General features: G+C 43.4%; 12 protein-coding genes. 7 read left to right on the forward strand and 5 right to left on the reverse strand.

The annotated features are described in order from the left end of the window. Window positions 1-510: 510 nt before the first annotated feature. From V7K35_RS07540 to V7K35_RS07555, 4 genes are all read left to right on the forward strand, one after another. Window positions 511-1,392: a 4-hydroxybenzoate solanesyltransferase gene (locus V7K35_RS07540; RefSeq protein WP_335077716.1), complete on the forward strand. Its 882-nt coding sequence runs from the start codon at window positions 511-513 to the stop codon at window positions 1,390-1,392. 42 nt (window positions 1,393-1,434) lie between these two features. Further along, window positions 1,435-2,205: a DsbA family protein gene (locus V7K35_RS07545; protein ID WP_335077666.1), complete on the forward strand. Its 771-nt coding sequence runs from the start codon at window positions 1,435-1,437 to the stop codon at window positions 2,203-2,205. A 552-nt stretch (window positions 2,206-2,757) separates the two neighbouring features. Continuing rightward, on the forward strand, window positions 2,758-4,731 hold the full coding sequence (locus V7K35_RS07550) for an NACHT domain-containing protein (RefSeq protein ID WP_335077668.1): 1,974 nt from the start codon (window positions 2,758-2,760) through the stop codon (window positions 4,729-4,731). Window positions 4,732-5,354: 623 nt separating this feature from the next. Then, window positions 5,355-5,534 (forward strand): hypothetical protein, encoded by a 180-nt coding sequence (locus tag V7K35_RS07555; protein WP_335077670.1) that lies wholly within the window; start codon window positions 5,355-5,357, stop codon window positions 5,532-5,534. A gap of 80 nt (window positions 5,535-5,614) precedes the next feature. On the opposite strand, the gene V7K35_RS07560 is transcribed toward V7K35_RS07555, so the two are convergent. Next, window positions 5,615-6,076 (reverse strand): globin domain-containing protein, encoded by a 462-nt coding sequence (locus tag V7K35_RS07560; RefSeq protein ID WP_335077672.1) that lies wholly within the window; start codon window positions 6,074-6,076, stop codon window positions 5,615-5,617. Between the two features lie 206 nt (window positions 6,077-6,282). Here V7K35_RS07560 and V7K35_RS07565 point away from each other — a divergent pair, with 206 nt between their 5' ends. Further along, window positions 6,283-7,779, forward strand: a complete 1,497-nt coding sequence (locus V7K35_RS07565) for a carotenoid oxygenase family protein (RefSeq protein WP_335077674.1) — start codon at window positions 6,283-6,285, stop codon at window positions 7,777-7,779. A gap of 64 nt (window positions 7,780-7,843) precedes the next feature. On the opposite strand, the gene V7K35_RS07570 is transcribed toward V7K35_RS07565, so the two are convergent. Next, window positions 7,844-8,140, reverse strand: a complete 297-nt coding sequence (locus V7K35_RS07570; protein WP_335077676.1) for a hypothetical protein — start codon at window positions 8,138-8,140, stop codon at window positions 7,844-7,846. A 218-nt stretch (window positions 8,141-8,358) separates the two neighbouring features. On the opposite strand from V7K35_RS07570, the gene V7K35_RS07575 reads away from it, so the two are divergent. Together V7K35_RS07575 and miaB are read left to right on the forward strand one after the other, a co-directional pair. Further along, window positions 8,359-9,174, forward strand: a complete 816-nt coding sequence (locus tag V7K35_RS07575) for a Uma2 family endonuclease (RefSeq protein ID WP_335077678.1) — start codon at window positions 8,359-8,361, stop codon at window positions 9,172-9,174. A 124-nt stretch (window positions 9,175-9,298) separates the two neighbouring features. Beyond that, window positions 9,299-10,663: a tRNA (N6-isopentenyl adenosine(37)-C2)-methylthiotransferase MiaB gene (gene miaB / locus V7K35_RS07580; RefSeq protein WP_335077680.1), complete on the forward strand. Its 1,365-nt coding sequence runs from the start codon at window positions 9,299-9,301 to the stop codon at window positions 10,661-10,663. A 192-nt stretch (window positions 10,664-10,855) separates the two neighbouring features. Here miaB and V7K35_RS07585 read toward each other — a convergent pair whose 3' ends face one another. From V7K35_RS07585 to V7K35_RS07595, 3 genes are all read right to left on the reverse strand, one after another. After that, on the reverse strand, window positions 10,856-14,749 hold the full coding sequence (locus V7K35_RS07585; RefSeq protein ID WP_335077682.1) for a beta strand repeat-containing protein: 3,894 nt from the start codon (window positions 14,747-14,749) through the stop codon (window positions 10,856-10,858). A gap of 206 nt (window positions 14,750-14,955) precedes the next feature. Continuing rightward, window positions 14,956-18,999, reverse strand: coding sequence for a TonB-dependent receptor (locus tag V7K35_RS07590; protein ID WP_335077684.1), 4,044 nt, complete (start codon window positions 18,997-18,999; stop codon window positions 14,956-14,958). Beyond that, on the reverse strand, window positions 18,996-20,546 hold the full coding sequence (locus tag V7K35_RS07595; protein ID WP_335077686.1) for a hypothetical protein: 1,551 nt from the start codon (window positions 20,544-20,546) through the stop codon (window positions 18,996-18,998). The genes V7K35_RS07590 and V7K35_RS07595 overlap by 4 nt, the downstream gene beginning before the upstream one ends. Between the last annotated feature and the right edge of the window lie 92 nt (window positions 20,547-20,638).

Consider the following 20,638-nt stretch of genomic DNA (forward strand, 5'->3'; position numbering starts at 1 on the left):
GGTTTAGCCCGTACTCAGTAAATTAAAAAATACTCAGCACTCTTCATCTTTGGTCGAGGGGAACTAAGCTAGGACTTACGCACACTCTACGAATTCTCGGCGCTCTTGGCACGGCAGTTGCTTCAAGTCGGCAGAGCCGCCCAACGCACTGCCTCGTCTTGGCGGTTCGATAAATTAAGCGAAGTTGGCAATTTTTGCGTAAGTCCTGTAAGCTAAGTATATTCACCCTACTGTTTATAACCGTAGTGACTATTTAAAGATATTTTAAGTTGCCACTTGGGGTTATATTTTTACAAATAACAAATAACGTTATTCTTTAGATGTAAAGAGATGTAAAAATGTGTGAATTAAAGAATAGAAAATCGTAATAGCCTGTTAACTGCTAGATTGATGCTGTATTATTGGCATAATTTGGCGAATAGAGGCATGTTTTTATAAATATCAAATAACGTTATTCTATAGATGTAAAGATGTGTGAATTCATCTATCTAAAGTTATTTGTTGATTCCTATGTTAACGATGCCAGAACGCCCCCAGCAACCAGTTTGGCTTGTAATTATCCGGCTTTTGCGCTGGCATAAACCAGAAGGACGCTTAATTTTAATGATTCCTGCCCTTTGGGCTGTGTTTTTGGCAGCTTCTGGGAAACCGCCTTTGCCTCTGGTTGGTGTGATTATATTGGGTACTCTCGCCACGAGTGCGGCTGGGTGCGTTGTCAATGATTTGTGGGATCGGGATATTGATCCACATGTGGAGAGAACACGCGATCGACCCCTGGCTTCTCGCGCCCTCTCTGTGAAAGTTGGGATTGTAGTCGCGATCGTATCGTTAGCATGTGCAGCTATCCTGGCCTTTTATCTTAACCCCCTGAGTTTTTGGTTATGCGTGGCAGCAGTGCCTGTAATTCTGCTGTATCCAGGCGCAAAGCGGGTGTTTCCTGTGCCGCAACTGGTGCTTTCCATCGCTTGGGGTTTTGGGGTATTGATTAGCTGGAGTGCAGTGACACAAACCATCTCACAACCAACTTGGTTACTTTGGGGCGCGACTGTACTGTGGACATTAGGATTTGATACACTTTACGCCATGAGCGACAAGGAAGACGATCGCCGCATTGGTGTTAATTCTAGCGCTCTATTTTTTGGGAATTATGCCCCTGTAGCTATTGGAATTTTCTTTGCTGGCACAGTCTTGTTATTCGCTTGGTTAGGTGTACTCATACATCTACACTTCGCCTTCTGGATTAGCCTTGCAGTTGCTACTATCGGATGGATTTGGCAGTCTCTGCGATTAAGACAGCGAGACTTACCCAATCCTGTTTATGGTAAAATGTTTCGGCAAAACGTGTGGATTGGTTTTATTTTACTTGCTGGGATGATTGCTGGATCTTTTTAACAAGTAAAAAGTAATGTATAGAATCTCCTGGAAGAAGTATTTATGGGTATATTCTTTAATTTGTTTAGTCCCCTGTTTAAGTATGTACGTACTTGGACAGCAATAGGTCTGCTATGTTTAGTTATTGTCACCTGGTCAATTACTGCCCAAGCTGCTAGCCGCATTGATCCGCAACTGGAACAGCAAGTATTACAAATTCTCCGCGAACATCCAGAGGCAATTATCGAATCTGTTCAAGCCTATCAGCAGCAACAACAACAAAAAACAAAGCAAGCACAGCAAGCATTTTTACAGGATTTCAAGACAAATCCTCAAACAGTAATTGGTGAGTCTCCCACCACAGGTTCAACTCAATCAAAAACTGTGCTAATCGAATTTTCAGATTTTCAATGTCCCTATTGTGCCGAGGCGCATAAAACATTGAAACAATTGTTAGTAAAGTATCCAGATAAAGTAAGATTAGTTTACAAGAATTTACCGCTGACTTCAATTCATGCTGAAGCATTGCCAGCTGCGACGGCAGCTTGGGCAGCATATCAGCAGGGCAAGTTCTGGGAATATCATGATGCGCTATTTACTAATCAAAAGCAACTAGGTGAAGCATTATATTTAGATATTGCTAAAAAACTGAAGCTAGATTTAGGTAAATTTAAACGTGATCTTACTCTTGCTACTCCCGCCATTACAAAAGATATCCAATTAGCAGAGAAATTGGCTGTTTCTGGCACACCTTTCTTTGTAATTAATAGTCCGACTGTTTCAGGAGTGGTGGAGCTAGCAGATATCGAAAGTATATTGACTGGTGCTAAGTAAGTCGGCGTCAATCAATTTTTGATAATAGAAAAATAGGATTTAGATTGACCCCAGCAATCAAGTCACTTGCTTGTCAAAAAATATTTGGATAATGGAAAAATAGAATTATTATCGCGTTTAAATTCGCAAGTCTTAAACATGCATTAATGCTACTCAATCGCTGTTAAAATTGCTGGGAAAAGCCGTCTATGATTATTGTCGTAATGGGTGTATCCGGTTCTGGCAAAACCTTTGTATGCCCTGCGTTGGCAAGGCTTTGAGTCACAATTCTGTTTTTGCTACTCAAATGCTACTTAAATGCAGCACTATTTTTAAGATTTTTACTTACTTCAAAGGCTGATCGCGCTACTCAAATGCTACTCATTTTTTGCGATCGCACTTTATAACCATTCGGTCGGCTGCCGAGTCGAACGGCTACCACATTCCTGTTTGCAGGCGAGAACAGCTACCCGCTGATATCCTCCCACTGGATGCCGGGCGATCTATTTATCATTTTAGCCATACATTTTAAATTACTAGAGTGAACGGCATGGTATTCTCAAAGTATTGGGAATGCGTGAACCTGTCAAGCTGGAATCGCTCTATACAGCAGTGCAGTTTTTAGATGATGATGCTATCCGTAGTTTTGAATCTATTGAGAATTTAGAAAAAGTCTATCGCCAAGCTAAAAGCCGAAGGTTTCAATCTCACGATGGTAAAAAACAAGCAGGAATTAAAGTTGCTAATGATAAGCAATATCTGATGGTACTTGGTGGGCCTGGTGCAGGAAAGTCTACATTTGTGCGGAAGATGGGATTAGAAGCGCTCAAAGGTAAAAAAGGAAACTTTAAACACGCCTGCATTCCAGTTTTTATCGAATTGAAAAGGTTTGCATCCAGTAACATCAATATTGAAACGTTTATTACTGAGGAGTTTGATACTTGCGGCTTTCCATCACCAGATAAATTTACAGCTAAGGCTTTAAAAGAAGGTAAGTTACTAATTTTGCTGGATGGATTGGATGAAGTACCAACAAAAAACTTAACCGAGGCAATTAGTCAAATTCAGAATTTTGTTGACAAGTATGATCAAAATCGTTTCATTGCCTCCTGTCGCACGGCAGCTTATCGCAGCAGTTTTCGTCGCTTTAGCGATGTATCAATGGCAGATTTTGACGATACTCAAATTCAGCAATTTATTGATAACTGGTTTCATTCAGATGCAGACAAACAGGCGAAGACAGGCGATAAATGCTGGGAATTACTGCAAAAACCAGAACATGAAGCTGCTAAAGAATTAGCGCACACACCTTTATTGCTGACATTTCTGTGTTTAGTTTATGACCGTTCCCAAAGTTTTCCAAATAATCGTAGTGTTCTTTACAAGAAGGCGCTGCGGATATTGCTAGAAGAGTGGGCATCAGAAAAGCGAATTCTCAGAGATGAGATTTATCAAGGGCTGCATACAGAATTAGAAGAGATATTACTATCAGAGATTGCTTATACAGGTTTTGAGTCTGACAGGCTATTCTTTTCACAGCGCGATATAGTTGGGCAGATTAAAACATTTTTAGCGAGTAATCTGAATGCACCTCAACATTTAGATGGGGAAGCAGTGCTGGAGGCCATTGCTGTTCAACAAGGAATTTTGGTAGAACGAGCCGAGGATGTCTTTTCATTCTCTCATCTAACGCTACAGGAATATCTAACAGCACAATATATTGATGACCATCGCCAAGTTGAGAAGTTAGTTACTGAACATCTGACACATGAACGCTGGAAAGAGGTGTTTTTGTTAGTAGCTGGGTTAATGCGCGGTGGTGCAGATGATTTGCTGCTGCTGATGGAAAAGGAAGCGCAAAAGTATATTAACACCCCAAAGTTACAAGCTTTATTAAACTGGGCAGAACAGGTAACAGTTGGATCGCCAGGGGATTTTAAACCTGTCGGTAAACGCGCAGTTGCGATCGCCAACGCCAACGCCAACGCTTACACCTACACCATTCCCAACGCCAACGCCATCGCCATCGCCATCGCAAATGCCAACGCCATCGCCATCGCCATCGCAAATGCCAACGCCATCGCCATCGCCAACGCCAACGCCATCGCCATCGCCAACGCCAACGCCAACGCCAACGCCAACGCCAACGCCAACGCCTACGCCTTAGCCGAAGCTATTAACTACACTCGTGAACTTGAGAAATTAAAAATCTTCAATAACGTTGATTTTACTATACTAACCGCTAAATTAAAAGCATTGAAAGCTAGAATTCCTGATGATAAACAGCCAAGGGAAGTGCGTCTGGCATTTGCTAAACATCTGCAAAAAACCTTACTCGATGCTTTCAATCTCACCCAAGAAATGATCGATTTATCTAAGGCAGAAGCGAAAGCACTCGGCGATTATCTCTACGCTAATCATCTCATAATCCAGTGCAAACAAGCAGCAGTGCGAGTATCCCCCCAAACCTGGGAAGCAATTGAAGCGCGGATGTTGTTGGTTCCAGTAGTTAAGCAACAATATGAAAATGAAAAGCTAGCCAAATAAACGCTCCATGAGTTCATAACAACAGGCTAAGAATATAAAAACTCGAACCTTTACAGCAATCCTGCACTGTGAAGAGGATGTTTATGTAGCTGAATGTCCAGAGGTAGGAACCGCCAGCCAAGGAGAGACGATAGAAGAAGCGATCGCTAATTTGCAAGAAGCAACGGAACTTTATTTAGAAAAATTCCCACTTCCTGAGATAGCACCTCGTTACTTGCTAACCACTTTGAGATAACCAGTGCTTAAGCTACCAAGAGTTCGAGCTTCTGAAGTTATTAATGTTCTGGAACGCTTAGGAACGTCATCCTGTATCTAGCTTCCCTCTCCTTTATAAGGCTACCGTGTATACACAAGTCGTTTACCCCCCTTAATCCCCCCGATGTATTGGGGGGAAACAGGAATTTAGTTCCCTCCCATTTCTAAGGGGAGGGTTAGGGTGGGGTAAAACTGACGCGAAAAACCAGATGAGTAAACTATTTCAGACTTGCGTATACACCGTAGCCTTTATAAGAAGAGGGATTGAGGGTGAGGTAAGCTAGGGAGATAAATTGTATGTTATTTAATTCTTATTCCTGAGTACAGTTTTGCATAAAAGCGTAGCGTTTTGAATGCATTGAGATACATTGGCATTGCATCAAGACGCATTAACATTGTATCGAGACGCATTGGCATTGTATCAGGATACATTGGCATTGTATGGGGACGCATTGGCATTGCATCAAGACGCATTAACATTGTATCGAGATACATTGGCATTGCATCAAGACGCATTAACATTGTATCGGGATACATTGGCATTGTGAGAGGAACGCCAAATTTAATTTGCTACGAATTAATGAAATGCTGTAATAAGTTCTTGCCGTTATGACACTAAGTCCTGTAGTTAGGGATGCACAAGCTGTGGTTTTTTCTCTTCACCCACATATATCTCATCTTCTCTGTTGATAAATACCTCAGACAATACTTGATAAGCTTCACTCCAAGCTGCCATTACTTCTTCTGTAGCTGCTTCCCCCAAAACATCTTTCATTGCTTGCAGTAAACTTTTTCCGACAATAGGATATTGTTCTGGTGTAACATGGGTCTGCACATGGCGATGAGCAATCTTTTCCACCATCGATTTTAAAGCAGGCAAATTATCAATTTGATTAGCATAGCCATAAACTGCTGTAGCCAACCTCGCAGGCTGAGAACCATTTGCTTGAGCAGACATATCAAATTGTTTTCTAATTTCTGGATGATTTTGAAACATAATTTCATACATCAGAGTTGTGATTTGCTGACCGTTCTTTTTTAAGATAGGTGCTGTAGATTTAACGATATCTATTGTTTGTTGGCTAATCATAGTTTTCTGAACCACTTGGAATGTTGATTGACTTCAATTTAGTGGTTATTCCCATTCGTTACTATGAGCTAGCTCAGTTAACGAGTAATATCATGTCAAAGCCTCTATACATCCACAGCTAGAGGCATTGTTGAAAAATTGCAGCAAAGATGAAAATGTAAGAATGCAGTTATGTACATCGATAATTTATCAAGTAACAATTTTATATGCATACCATAGAGAGAAAGTCAACAACAAAAGCCTGGGCAGGTGCGATACCTTCTCTACCAGAGGCTACGCCAACGGTGAGCTTTCCTGCGGAACGCTGCGCGAACGCGATCGCAGAACCGGCAAAAGAATTTCCCTCTACGCAATTGCCAATTCTTTCTGGCAAAATCCCAGATAGCTTGCGTGGCACACTTTACCGCAATGGCCCCGCACGGCTAGAACGCGGTGGCATTCAGATGGGACACTGGTTTGATGGAGATGGGGCAATTCTGGCTGTAAATTTTACCGATGCAGTCGCAACCGGGGTTTATCGCTACGTGCAAACCTCTGGCTATCAAGAAGAAGCCGCAGCAGGTAAACTACTCTATGGCAATTATGGTATGACTGCACCAGGCCCAATTTGGAATCAATGGCAAAAGCCGATCAAGAATGCTGCCAACACTTCGGTGCTAGTACTTCCAGATAAACTTTTGGCATTGTGGGAAGGTGGTAAACCCCACGCCCTTGATTTACAAACTTTAGAAACTTGGGGCGAAGATGATTTAGGGGGGTTAACTAAAGGATTAAACTATTCCGCGCATTGTAAGCGTGACGAGCAAACAGGGGAGATTTTTAACTTTGGCATCACCCCTGCACAAAATGCGACGCTTAATATTTACAAAAGCGATTCGACTGGGCGGATTATCCAACAAGCCGCATACCAGTTAGATGGTGTACCATTGGTGCATGATTTTGTTTTAGCAGGACAGTATCTTGTATTTTTCCTTCCGCCAGTGCGGTTGAATGTCTTACCCGTGCTAATAGGGATAAACAACTATAGTGATTCGCTAGAGTGGCAACCTAAATTAGGAACTCAGATTTTAGTTATTGATCGGGAAACTCTATCTGTAGTGAGTCGTGGAGAAACCGAACCTTGGTATCAATGGCATTTTAGCAACGGTTATGTAGATGCTAGCGGTTCAGTAATTGTGGATATTGCCCGTTATGAAGATTTTCAAACTAACCAATATCTCAAGGAAGTGGCTACAGGTAAGACTCACACCCCAGCTAAAAGTACACTAACGCAAGTTCATCTGCATCCCCAAACTGGCAAAGTTACGTCAATTCAGCAACTATTAAACCGACATTGTGAGTTTCCTAATGTACCACAGCAAAACGTGGGGCTAGCTTCTCGATACACATATATGTCAACATTCCGTTCAGAAACAGATATTAGCCAAGAAATATTAAATGCGATCGCTCGTTTTGATCACAAGACTGAAACCCTCACAGAAGCAGACTTAGGAGAAAATCGTTATCCTTCAGAACCCATCTACGCCCAAGACACCCAAAACCCTGCACAAAGTTGGGTGCTAACCGTTGTCTACGATGGTAATTCTCATAGTAGCGAAGTTTGGGTATTTGATAGCGATCGCCTGGATGCCGAACCCGTTTGCAAACTAGGATTACCCAGCGTCATTCCCCACAGTTTCCACGGCACTTGGAACCCAGCATAAATAAGTTATGAGTTATAAGTGAAGAATTCAATACTTACTTTTAACTCATAAAAGAACAAGAGTTTCAGAGAGTTATTGTGTAAGTCCTAAAATTACAGCTATTTTCAGGTAAATAGACCACGCGGTAGGGGCACAGCAATGCTGTGCCCCTACGATAGATGTGGTTCAAATACTTGAATTCTGCTGTAAGTTTAGCAATGCCAATGCATCCCTCTACAATGCCAATGCGTCTCTCTACAATGCCAATGTATCCCTCTGCAATGCCAATGCGTCTCTCTACAATGCCAATGTATCCCTCTGCAATGCCAATGCGTCTCTCTACAATGCCAATGCGTCTCTCTACAATGCCAATGCGTCTCACTACAATGCCAATGTGTCTCCCTGCAATGCCAATGCGTCTCTCTGCATTTAAAAACGCTACGATTATTATGCAAAACTCTACTTAGCAATTAGCAAAGATGTGTATACAATCTCTTGAAAATCATTTAGAGATAAGTATTTTGGCAAAATTGGGATACTTCCCCATCCCTGTGCTGGAAACGATAAAATAAAAAATAAACTTACATTCATGCTGTGTTTATGGCAACCCAACTCAGCAAAGCCAAATCAGCAACAGAACTGGTAATATCTTGGGAAGCGTTGCCCGACGACTTTCAACTAGAGGATGAACCAGTGGAGAATACCGGTCAGCCAATTTTGGCTGGTGCTTTGCGTGAAAGTCTAGAAATCAGTGGATTCATTCAACCCCAGATGTTAATAGCCTCAAATTTTGGTCTTTGTGCGACTGTTAACGGGCAATTTATTGCGAAAGCACCTGACTGGGTTTATGTGCCGTCGGTTAATGAAGTTGTAAGTAATCGGAAAAGTTATACACCCAATTTAAAAGGTGATATCCCGGCGCTTGTTATAGAATTCCTCTCCGACACTGAGGGTGGGGAATATTCGGTAAAGCGAACTTATCCACCAGGAAAATGGTTTTTCTACGAGCAAATTTTGCAAGTTCCCATTTACATTATCTTTGAACCAGATGGCGGTTTATTAGAATTTTATCAATTAGAAAATAAACGCTATGAGTTAAAGCAACCTGACGAAAATGGTCGTCATTGGATTAAGACAATGGGCTTATTTTTGGGAACTTGGCAAGGAACAAAAGAAGCTAGAACTGGTTATTGGTTGCGCTGGTGGAATGAAACTGGTAATTTGTTACCTTGGGCTGTGGAACAAATTGAACAAGAACGTCAACGTGCTGAACAAGAACGTCAACGTGCTGAACAAGAACATCAACGTGCTGAACAAGAACATCAACGCGCTGAACAAGAACGTCTGCAAAAAGAACAACTGATTGCTTATTTGCAATCTCAGGGTATTGACCCGAATAATTTGCCTCCCTTCTAGTAAAAAGTAAAAAGTTACTAATAACTCCAAGATTTTGTTTTCGTAGGGTGCGTTAGTGACAACGTAACGCACATAGAATAAAAATAAACCTTATATACATTACGCTGATTAAGCATAATTGCCCATGACCACTTCTAAACGCCATTACCACATCACTACTTTCGGTTGTCAGATGAATAAAGCTGACTCAGAGCGCATGGCTGGCGTTTTGGAAGACATGGGCTTTGAATGGTCAGAAGATCCGAATAATGCAGATGTGATTCTCTACAATACCTGCACAATAAGGGATAATGCCGAGCAAAAGGTATATTCCTATCTCGGCAGACAAGCAAAGCGCAAGCATGAGCAGCCTGATTTAACCCTCATCGTTGCTGGTTGCGTTGCCCAGCAAGAAGGTGAAGCGCTGTTGCGGCGAGTCCCGGAATTAGACTTGGTAATGGGGCCACAACACGCCAACCGCCTCAAAGATTTGCTAGAGTCAGTGTTTGACGGCAATCAAGTTGTCGCAACCGAGTCGGTTCATATTATTGAAGATATCACCCAGCCGCGACGGGATAGTAAAGTAACAGCTTGGGTAAATGTAATTTACGGCTGTAACGAACGCTGCACTTACTGTGTAGTTCCTAATGTGCGTGGTGTCGAACAATCTCGCATACCGTCAGCTATCCGGGCTGAGATGGAAGAATTAGGACGCCAAGGTTACAAGGAAATAACTCTACTCGGTCAAAATATTGACGCTTACGGCAGAGATTTGCCAGGAACAACAGCAGAAGGACGGCATCTGCACAACTTCACAGATTTACTTTATTATGTACATGATGTACCAGGGATTGAAAGGTTAAGATTTGCTACTAGCCATCCCCGTTATTTTACAGAGAGATTAATTAAGGCTTGTGCCGAGTTGCCCAAAATCTGCAAACACTTCCACATTCCCTTCCAATCTGGGGATAATGAACTTTTAAAGGCGATGGCGCGAGGTTATACCCATGAAAAATATCGCCGGATCATCGATACCATTCGGCGGTATATGCCAGATGCTTCAATTAGTGCTGATGCGATTGTCGGTTTTCCTGGGGAAACAGAAGCACAGTTTGAAAATACTCTAAAACTGGTGGAAGATATTGGCTTTGATATGTTGAATACAGCAGCATATTCGCCGCGTCCAGGGACACCAGCTGCTTTGTGGGACAATCAGCTAAGTGAAGAAATTAAAAGCGATCGCCTCCAACGGCTCAATCATCTAGGAAACTTGAAAGTAGCCGAGCGATCGCAACGTTACTTTGGACGCATTGAATCCGTTTTAGTAGAAGACCAAAATCCCAAAGATAAAACTCAAGTCATGGGACGCACTGACGGTAATCGTCTGACATTCTTCAGTGGCGACATCAAAGAATTGAAAGGGCAGTTAGTGAAGGTAAAAATTATCGAAGTTCGCCCTTTTAGCTTGACGGGTGAACCAGTTGAAGTGAGACAAGCCTTGTCTGTGTAAGATAGGACTTACGCAAAAATTGCCAAAAAGCTTAATTTATCGAACCGCCAAGACGCCAAGAGCGCCGAGAATTCGTAAAGTGTGCGTAAGTCCTATAAGAATTAGACATCTGGTGAAATTAAATATGCATCATCCAGAACTCTTGTAGAGACATAGCGCTGCTACGTCTTGATATTCTTTGTCACTAGATATTTATTTCACCTTAACCCGGAAACGGATAAACCCGTAGGAATTAATTGGTGTACCTGGTGCAGTTGCATTTGGCACATTTCCCAAATTCACAACCACCACACCATTAATATTACTACCATCACATTTGATACTAGGGTAATTAATCGTGGGGTTAACACCTGGCGATAAATATTCCGCTGTATCCCCATCTTTGGTATTAGTTAAGGATTCAGTTACACCATTGTTTTGCCAAATGATCCCTCGATCGCCAGTTAGAAGACCACTTGTGTTTTTGGTTGGGAAATTATTGAATGCAGTTGGTAGGAAAGTGACATTATCAGGAATGCGATCGCAAATCAAAACATTATTTGCTATTGCCTTACCTGCGGAGAGGAAATAGATAGTGTATTCTATTTGATCACCCGGCTTGACATAACCGCCATTGATGCCACCGAGCATGAAGCTATTTAAGGATGGCCAATTGTCAGTGTCCTGGGGCGGGTCTGTTGGTGTGGGTTGGGTTGGAATGGTGATGTTATTATCATCGTAAGGATTTGTTGGGGCATCAATATAACTGCCCAAAGAATCCCCCCCAAATGTGGTAGTGCCGCCATTAATCGCTGTAATCCGTTTCACAAGCAAGACATTAGGTATTGTAGCGAGAGTGACAGTTCCTGCGGTAAAGGGCATACTTACTGTCGCAGGCGTAGGATCAACTTGCCCTGCTGCATCAATCGCCGCATAGGTAAAGCTGACGGTAATCGCTCCATCGTTGGGGTCAAGCTGCAATAGAGCAGGGTTATAGTTAGAAATTATCTGCCCTGCGGTGACGGCAGTGCCATTATAGGTCAGTGTACCATTGGTCGGCAAGGTAACAATCTTGAACGTCTTACCACTGCCCAACGCACCATCTTCTGGGTCAGTTCCCGCTAATGTTGGCACCTGCACCTTCGCTGTGCCACCGGGATTGGTTTGAGAGGTGGAACTGAGATTGGTTGTATCTGGCAGTTGTTCAATCCCAAAGTTGACACCAGTGATATTGCTAGTAGTGACGCTGACACTGACTTTGCTATCCACTGTACCATCGACTGCCCCATTCAGGTTCTCTCCAGTGCTGACCCAACCAGAGGGGAGTGCGATCGCAGGCGGTGTTGCACCAACAGTTGCTGTTGCTGTGGTGATTTGCACGGTGTAGTTCGCATTGGCTGGTACATTAGTAAAGGTGTAGGTACCATTCGCCGCTACAGTAGCAGTGGTAACCACTTTATTTGTGCTATCAACCAGCACTGCGTTTATTCCACCTGCATTGGTTCCAGTTTCTGTGCCATTTTGAATTTTGCTACCATCAATATCATCGAAAACTGTACCGGAGATGGTGACAGGTGCTGCGGTAAAGGGCATACTCACCGTCGCAGGCGTGGGATCAACTTGCCCTGCTGCATCCACAGCTGCATAGGTGAAACTTACTGTAATCGCTCCATCATTGGGGTCAAGCTGCAATAACGTAGGATTATAGTTAGAAATTATCTGCCCTGCGGTGACGGCAGTGCCATTATAGGTCAGTGTGCCATTGGTCGGCAAGGTAACAATCTTGAACGTCTTACCACTGCCCAACGCACCATCTTCTGGGTCAGTTCCCGCTAATGTTGGCACCTGCACCTTCGCTGTGCCACCGGGATTGGTTTGAGAGGTGGAACTGAGATTGGTTGTATCTGGCAGTTGTTCAATCCCAAAGTTGACACCAGTGATATTGCTAGTAGTGACGCTGACACTGACTTTGCTATCCACTGTACCATCGACTGCCCCATTCAGGTTCTCTCCAGTGCTGACCCAACCAGAGGGGAGTGCGATCGCAGGCGGTGTTGCACCAACAGTTGCTGTTGCTGTGGTGATTTGCACGGTGTAGTTCGCATTGGCTGGTACATTAGTAAAGGTGTAGGTACCATTCGCCGCTACAGTAGCAGTGGTAACCACTTTATTTGTGCTATCAACCAGCACTGCGTTTATTCCACCTGCATTGGTTCCAGTTTCTGTGCCATTTTGAATTTTGCTACCATCAATATCATCGAAAACTGTACCGGAGATGGTGACAGGTGCTACGGTAAAGGGCATACTCACCGTCGCAGGCGTGGGATCAACTTGCCCTGCTGCATCCACAGCTGCATAGGTGAAACTTACTGTAATCGCTCCATCGTTGGGGTCAAGCTGCAATAACGTAGGGTTATAGTTAGAAATTATTTGCCCTGCGGTGACGGCGGTGCCATTATAGGTCAGCGTGCCATTGGTCGGCAAGGTGACAATCTTGAACGTCTTACCACTGCCCAACGCACCATCTTCTGGGTCAGTTCCCGCTAAGGTCGGCACCTGCACCTTCGCTGTGCCACCAGGATTAGTTTGAGACGCTGGATTTAAGTTGGTCGTATCCGGGAGTTGCTCAATCCCAAAGTCTTTACTAGAGATGCTTGTGCCAGTATTAAAAGCAGCTGTTGTTAGTGGGCTAGTATTGACCCAGTTAGGAGGGAGCGATGCTGTAGGGGCAGTATTACCTACTGTGCCAGCAGTTGTACTTAAGAGAATTTTAACGTTGCTTTGATTCAGGGGAACATCGAGAAAAGTGTAAGTACCGTCTGCTGCGACAGTTGTTGTTTTTAATACTTTATTGTTAGAATCCACAAGAATAGCATTTAACAACCCACCTGCATTAGTGCCGGTTTCTGAGCCAGTATTAATATTAGTAAAAGTCCCGTTAGCGCTATTGTCGGCATCATCCCAAACCTTGCCACTGAGGAAATCATCATCATAGATTGTGTAGTTGGAAGCGATCGTTGGGGAATTACCACAAGTCGTTGTTGAACTGGCGAAAAAACTAGTTGAAGGTTGTATGGTGAATACGATTGTCCTCATGCCTTGAGGAATATTGTTATTAATGACAGTAAAAGGAATGGTAAAGACACTAGTGGCATCGCTGCCGTCGTAGTTGCCTGCAGGAATAGTGATATTAAAAGTGGATGTGCCTGATGTCGTATTGTAGTCTGTACCCAAAGCCGCTGTACCAGAGACGGAAATCGGAACACTGATCCCGCCAGTTGGTACTAAACCAACAATCCTAAGTTTAGGTGGGTTGCTAGTAGGGTTAGTTTCCGATTCTGCTGCACCACCTGAACTCGCTGTAAACTCAAGCACAGGTTTACCAGCAAATTGCACATCATCAAGGAAGTTACCTACAGTATTGTTCCCACCCGCTGTGGAAACAGCCGCAAATCCTACAGGTTTATTCCCAGAAGCACCAGTATAAGGTACAGAGCCAGTGTATCGTACCCAGCCATTTGCTGCATTATTGTTACTTACAGGAGGAATAGTTGCACCATTCTGTGCTACTGGTTGTGCCGTAACTGTTCCATTGCTAGTTGTTGAAAATGTGCCAAAAATAGTTTTTGTTGAATCGGTATTTAGTCCAATTAAAAAATTGGCTACATCAGCAACAGTTGCACTTGACCGCCCACGGTGTAAAAGAGAGAATGTGATCGTCTCATTTTTAATTAGGCATATATTCTGATACAACTGAGAAGCTTGTTCAGCATTTAACTCAGCAAATTGATTCCCTGCATTGGTTGCTGTACTAACACTAATAAATCCTGTTGTCCAAATCTCAATCAGTGGTACTTTACCTGGAGATACATAACCAGTACAGTTACCTGTTCCATTTGCTACTGAGCCATGAGTTGTTTCCCAGCCAGGGATAATACCTGGCGACACTTGAACATAACAAGCAGAGCCAAAAACAGGTTGCTCAAAACTAGGATTTAAGAACGATCGCTGGATATATTGACCTTGTGCTACTGTAGGTTGAAGTACTAATGTTGCACTGATCAGCCCCCAGCCAAAAATATTAAAATTTTGCCATAAATTCTTCATTAGTAAATCACCATAAAATAACCTTTACAAAATGTTTATCACCTTAACCCTAATCATTAATGAGGGCTAATTCACCTCAAACAAATCTTCAGTCTTTAGCTTGCCCAAAGTCGTAGATAATCTACCATCTGTATTCAGATTTAGTGTGGCGATCGCTTTTAAATACCTAAATAAACATGTCATTCTAAAAGTAATAATTAATAAATTTAAATTGCTCCATCTTTTTTCACCTGCGCTTCTGTTTGATTTGGCTGCTTTTGCTGGCGCGCTACAGGTTTTTGCTGTCCAAATCCATCAAATAATTCGTTGAGCTTAACGCTTATACCCAAATATGCACCGCCTGCGGAACGTGTTCCTGAGAAATCCCGATCATCAACTTTACCAAACACATATCCAGCCGAAACGCGCAGGTTAGGCGTGAGGTAGTAGCCTGTTTCTATGACAAACCCTGTCTCGCTGTAGCTAGACTGACTAATTACACGAGCCTCACCCACCAAATCCCAGCTATATCCCAAACGATAGGTTGCCCGGAATTGGGCTAGATTTACTGTGCTAGTACCAGCTAAATCACTGGCTATGTAAGAAGTACTGTTACGCAAGGCATATTTGCCATAAAATTCCCATTGCCAGTTAGGAGCATAAATAGCTTCTAAAGCAAAAGTATGGTCTTGGGAACCCGTACCACTACCTAAGAGGATAGTGTCAGGGATAGTTGATGGATTTTGGCGATATTCATAACGCAATAAGGCATTAAATTTATCGTTATTGGGGTCGCGGTAGGCTAAACCTAGCTTTAGGTTCGCTGTATCTCCCAATCCTGAAAGCTTTTGATTGGAAGAACCGGCTTGTTGATAACGTACCAAAGCTGTGATCGCCGGAGAAATTTTACCCGTAACACCTGCGGTAATTACTGTATTACCACCACCAGAAGAGGAGCGATGTTCGTAACGAGCGCTGGCTTGAAACTGCGGATTATCAGAGTATTCCAGCCCCACACTGTAACTATCGCCCCCATCAAATCCGATCGCAGATGCTGATTGACCAACAGCGAAGGGTTGAGCATATTGTTGACCTGCCGCAGTCCGTCCGAAGAAGTTGCCAAAAACGTGTTCGTAAGCAACGTTCAGCCGCAATCCCGAAGCAATAGTCCAGCGATTATTTAGACCTATTGCTCCTTGGGTAGTCATTTCGTTAGCACCACCCAAAATTGAGTAACGACCAGTCAAGGTAGTATCTGATCCGAGTTTGTGTTCACCGTTGACACTCAAGCTGGTGATGGAATTACCCGAATATTGACCGCTAGTGTAAAACTGTTGGGCCAGACTGATATTCACACCAGGAATTGCTGCCCAATTCAACCCTAAGATGGTACGGTCTGGGTAAACAGTATCTTTTTGGGAAGATAAACTCAGTTCATTTTGGGCTTGGAAAGTCAGATTCTTAGCGATGGGAACTGAAAAACGCGATCGCAATTGATCAGAACTACCACTCAAGGCGCTGTCGGGGATGTGGTCTTCCCGATGACGATGAATCCAATCCACATCAAGGGTAGCGCTACCCAAGCGTTGTTGAATTCCAGCGGAAATCGTCGTCAGTGAATTATTAACATTGCTCCCAGGTATGGCTTCCGAACGGGGTGCAAACAGTTCTTCAAAGGTGTCTAAGGGTTGGGGAGCAATCCCAAAGTTGTCTTCGTGGTCATATTGCGCCCTGACATTGGTACTTGACGAGAGTTTAGCTGTAACCTGCGCTCCATAACGGGTTTGTCCTGGGACAAAGCTGATAGTGGAATTATTAGCAAAACCTGTATCAGCAAAGCGATAATAGGCACGACCTAAAATCCCATTGGCAATTTGTCCCTCAGCTTCTAACCGATACGCATCACCCCTGATTTTTCCCACAACATCAGAATCATTAGTGGAATGGGCATATTCTGCCATTAACCTACCTTGATCACCCAAAGAAATTAGTGCATCTGCGCCGTAGAGTTGAAAGTCACGCACCCCGTGATTTTCTTGGACGTAAGTTGCACCGATCCAACTTTCCTGATTAAGTTTGCGGGAAAGGCTATATTGCAGACGACCTGCAAAGATATTCCCATCAGAGTCTTGGCTGTCATATTGATAGCTAACAACAATCCGGCGTACCAAGACTTGTCCAGTTTGATCAATATCAGTGCGAAGAATGGGTTCGCGGAATAATAAGGTACCGCGATCGTAGTCGATTTCGTAGTCTGGGCCTCGGTTAAGTTGCTTGCGTTCTATTACAGTCCCAGGACGATTGAGTTCTTCTAACTCGATAAAGACATTTTCACTGCCTGGTTGTAGTATTCTGCGAGAGAGGAAGTAATAGCCACTAGTGCCATCGGGAGGAATAGTATCCCGTTGAAATCCTTCTAAGTGGTTGCCATACAAACCTGTAATTTGTAAGTTCCCTAAGTTGTAGTTAGCTTTAAAGCCGTGGAGTTGACGGGTGATAGAAGTAAATTGCTGCGATCGCCGCGCAAATTCTTCTGTATTGTAGTCACCCCACATGGCATAATCAGGATCAGATCCGGGGATACGAGTTGAACGCTCAAAACGTAGAAAGAAGCTGTCTATAGAAGGAGCGGTGGCATTAAATGTCGAGCTATCGCCGTAGACTGGATAGTTTTGCTCGCTGGATTGGTAAGTTTTAAACAGGCGATTATCGCAGTTGCAATCTTCATTCAGGCTACGAGAACTATTGTATGCGCCTGTAAACAACCATTCCCCGATCGCACCAGTGGCAAATATCGCTGAATGGAAATCTAATTGCGTTCTGTTGTCTTTATCAGGTGGGAGGAAATCACGGAAACTGCCGTAATAATCTGTACCTCTAGCGCCCAAACGTAAATCTATTACACCACTAACCAAACTCGGACGTAGTGCAGTTTCAAATTGCAGTTGGGTAAAGGCTTCTAAATTATTAGCGATCGCACGAATTCTGACAGTTTGGGCATTCAGTTGCGATCGCAAAATCGCTGTAAATTGCCCAGCTTTCGCCTCTACTTGAAATCCGGGTTCATCGGGTTTGAAATCTTTCCCAACAAACTCCCCAGCAGTAGGTATCAGAGTGATAACAGCATCACGGTTAGAGCGATTACCACTTGCATCGATCAGTTGACCCCGGATTGTAGCCGTAGAACGTCCATCTGCTGGAATCCGAGATTCAACAGTTTCTAAGGTTAGTTGCTGTGGCGCTCCCCGGACTGCTACTTGCATCGTTACAGGGGGTTCTGTCCCTCCAACTACTTGTGCAGAGATGGTGTTATTACCTTCTTTTAACGAGACACCATACCATGTCTGCGTTACCAAGTTAGCAGTGGTATCAGTTTCCGTCCGTCCAACTAAGGAGGGGTCTACCAAGGCGCCATTCACCCGCAATTCCACTTGACTACCAACGGGAAATTGCACAATCACCGTAGTAGCTGGTACATTTACTACGGTGTCAGGCGTTGGAGTCAGAATTTTAATTGCTGTGGAGATGGGTGGAGTGGGAGACACAGGAAGATTTTTCTCTTGTCCCTGTATTTCCGTGTCCCCGCGTCCTTGCGCCTTTGCATCCTCAGCTACTCCTGCTATTTTGCGTAAGCCTCTAGGCAAATCAATAGAAGTTGCTGGTTGAAATGGTTGTATTTCTGTTGGAGAAGCTTGAAACTGTGTCTTAGTGTCTCTGCGCCCTTCATTCTGGATTCCGGCTATTTTGCGTAAGCCTCTAGGTAAATCAATAGAAGTTGCTGGTTGAAATGGTTGTATTTCTGTTTCACTTGGCTGAACATCTGGAATTGAAGTATCAGTAATTGGTGCTGAAGAAGTTGAGGGAAGTTCGAGGGGTGAAAGTTGCTTGTCTGAACTTCCCAAAAGATGCGGAGAATTTGAATCCGTACTTTTTTCAGCAACTTCATTCCAATTCGCTTGATCTTCGACCTGACTTTTTACATGATCTGGAAAAACCAAAGCGAAACCTAACCCCCTAGCTTCCTTCCCTACAAAGGAAGGGGAAGAATCCAAAGCCTCTCCCCTCTTAGGGAAGAGGTTTTCCAGATTCCCTGAAAAGTGAGGATCTTCAGCACCCTTGTCTGCTAGCGAAGGCGAATCGGGGAAAAAGAGATTTTCACTTGCAGGTTCCGCTTTGACTATGGCAGGATACAAAACGAGGCTGAGAGCTACTGGCATTACCCCGATCATCTTCAGGTGAAATATACTTGTATGGTGCAGTCTGGGCTTCATTTCTTGACTGGCTCCTGGAAGGCGGGGGTAACTGCGAAGTTCATACGTACCAAGCCACCAGGCTCTAAACGCACTAAACGAGATTGGCTATTCCGTTCGCGGAATTTTTCGTTGGGAGCTAGGGTGTAACCGGGTACACTGCTGAGGTCTAGTACACCTGTATGGTTTCCTGGTAAGGCATTGGCTAAGGAAAACAAACCATTGGGATCTGTGGTGATGCGGTTTCCATCCTCCAGAAAAATCACTGCATTGGGGACTCCAGGCTCACCAGGTTCTTGTTCACCGTCAAAGTTTTTATCGATAAACACGCGACCGATAATAGTGCCACAGTCAGAAACGATTCCTGAACGAATTTTTAACTGGTGTGTTGCAGGGCCATCCTTGGTGCTAAAACGGTTATCAGCTCGTTGGGCATTAACGATCGCACTGTTGCGACCGTTACCACGCAGAGCATCGGCTGTTAGTTGAGCCGCATAGGCAATATTCAGGATTTTTTCTGTAGGAATTGTTACGTCTGTGCGGAATGTCACCGTGTTTCCATTACGTTCTGAGGTGAGAGTGATTGCTTGACCATCCAACTCTCCCCGCACAGATTTAGGTAAGAACTGGAATCCTAAAGGTAAGTTGTCGGTGACAACTATATTATTCAAACCAGCATCAGCTAGATTTTTTACTGAAAGGCGGTAGATTACCGTATCTCCAGGTTCAGCAGCAGCGCGATCGCCTGTTTTGATAATCTGCAACTGATTGGCTTGACACATATTTGTAGTGAATTCAAAGGCTAATAAGTCCAGTCCCACTGTTTCTGCACTGGGAACTAAGACAACTGTTTGCTCTAGCCTGGTCTCACCTGTGATATTGATTGGTTGACCATCTAAAGAAGTAGCGACATATCGCACCACATTATTACCTTGTGTGCCCGTGCTACCAAGGATTTCAATTTTGATGCGCCGTTGTTTATAGATAGAATTCGGCGGTGGATTGACTACAAAAATGTAAGTTCTACCTGGAGCAGTTTGACCTTTATTCGGGTCAAGTAGAAAATTGTAGAAACCCGCAGGGTTATTTGTAATGAAATATGGGTTACTATTCTCGGTATTTGGCGGTTTACCGCCCAAAACGTTGTTACTAGAAATATCTGGTAACTCTGTTCGAGTCAAAGCAAGCAAGCTGCCCAATTCTGTCCCCGTTGGGTCACTAGGGTTAAGTTCATATACGCCAACTGAAAAACCTGTATAGTCAGGTAAAATAGCGCCAGCACAACCTAATATTCGCCCTAATGGGTCAACTAATGGATTCGAGTTAACATTAAGCTGATTAGAACTTCCTTGATATTCATAATTACTAGCAGAATCTGTATAAGTATAAGTAGCTTGATTAGTTATTGGCAAAGACGCAGCAAGATTGTTAGTCGATTGTGCTCTGGCTGGTACAGATATAGTAGTATGTAAAAAACTTACCAAAATAACGGTTGCTGTTAATTTTTTACACCAGATATTATTAGAAGTAATTTGCTTTTGTTTTTGAGGACGGCTCACTGAATACATTTTTTATGGGATGCAAATTTTATTACTAAAAGTAATTAGCTTTTGGGATAAATTCACAACTACTAAACGGTATTTTGCACACAAAGCAATTA

The sequence above is a fragment of the Nostoc sp. genome (assembly GCF_036917275.1).
Lineage (GTDB): Bacteria > Cyanobacteriota > Cyanobacteriia > Cyanobacteriales > Nostocaceae > Nostoc.

Excerpts from the sequence above, each read along its gene's own strand:
- V7K35_RS07590 (WP_335077684.1), bottom strand. The coding sequence starts at position 18,999 with ATGAAGCCCAGACTGCACCATACAAGTATATTTCACCTGAAGATGATC.
- V7K35_RS07545 (WP_335077666.1), top strand. The coding sequence starts at position 1,435 with ATGGGTATATTCTTTAATTTGTTTAGTCCCCTGTTTAAGTATGTACGT.
- V7K35_RS07540 (WP_335077716.1), top strand. The coding sequence starts at position 511 with ATGTTAACGATGCCAGAACGCCCCCAGCAACCAGTTTGGCTTGTAATT.
- V7K35_RS07575 (WP_335077678.1), top strand. The coding sequence starts at position 8,359 with ATGGCAACCCAACTCAGCAAAGCCAAATCAGCAACAGAACTGGTAATA.
- V7K35_RS07565 (WP_335077674.1), top strand. The coding sequence starts at position 6,283 with ATGCATACCATAGAGAGAAAGTCAACAACAAAAGCCTGGGCAGGTGCG.
- V7K35_RS07550 (WP_335077668.1), top strand. The coding sequence starts at position 2,758 with ATGCGTGAACCTGTCAAGCTGGAATCGCTCTATACAGCAGTGCAGTTT.
- V7K35_RS07595 (WP_335077686.1), bottom strand. The coding sequence starts at position 20,546 with ATGTATTCAGTGAGCCGTCCTCAAAAACAAAAGCAAATTACTTCTAAT.
- V7K35_RS07585 (WP_335077682.1), bottom strand. The coding sequence starts at position 14,749 with ATGAAGAATTTATGGCAAAATTTTAATATTTTTGGCTGGGGGCTGATC.
- V7K35_RS07560 (WP_335077672.1), bottom strand. The coding sequence starts at position 6,076 with ATGATTAGCCAACAAACAATAGATATCGTTAAATCTACAGCACCTATC.
- miaB (WP_335077680.1), top strand. The coding sequence starts at position 9,299 with ATGACCACTTCTAAACGCCATTACCACATCACTACTTTCGGTTGTCAG.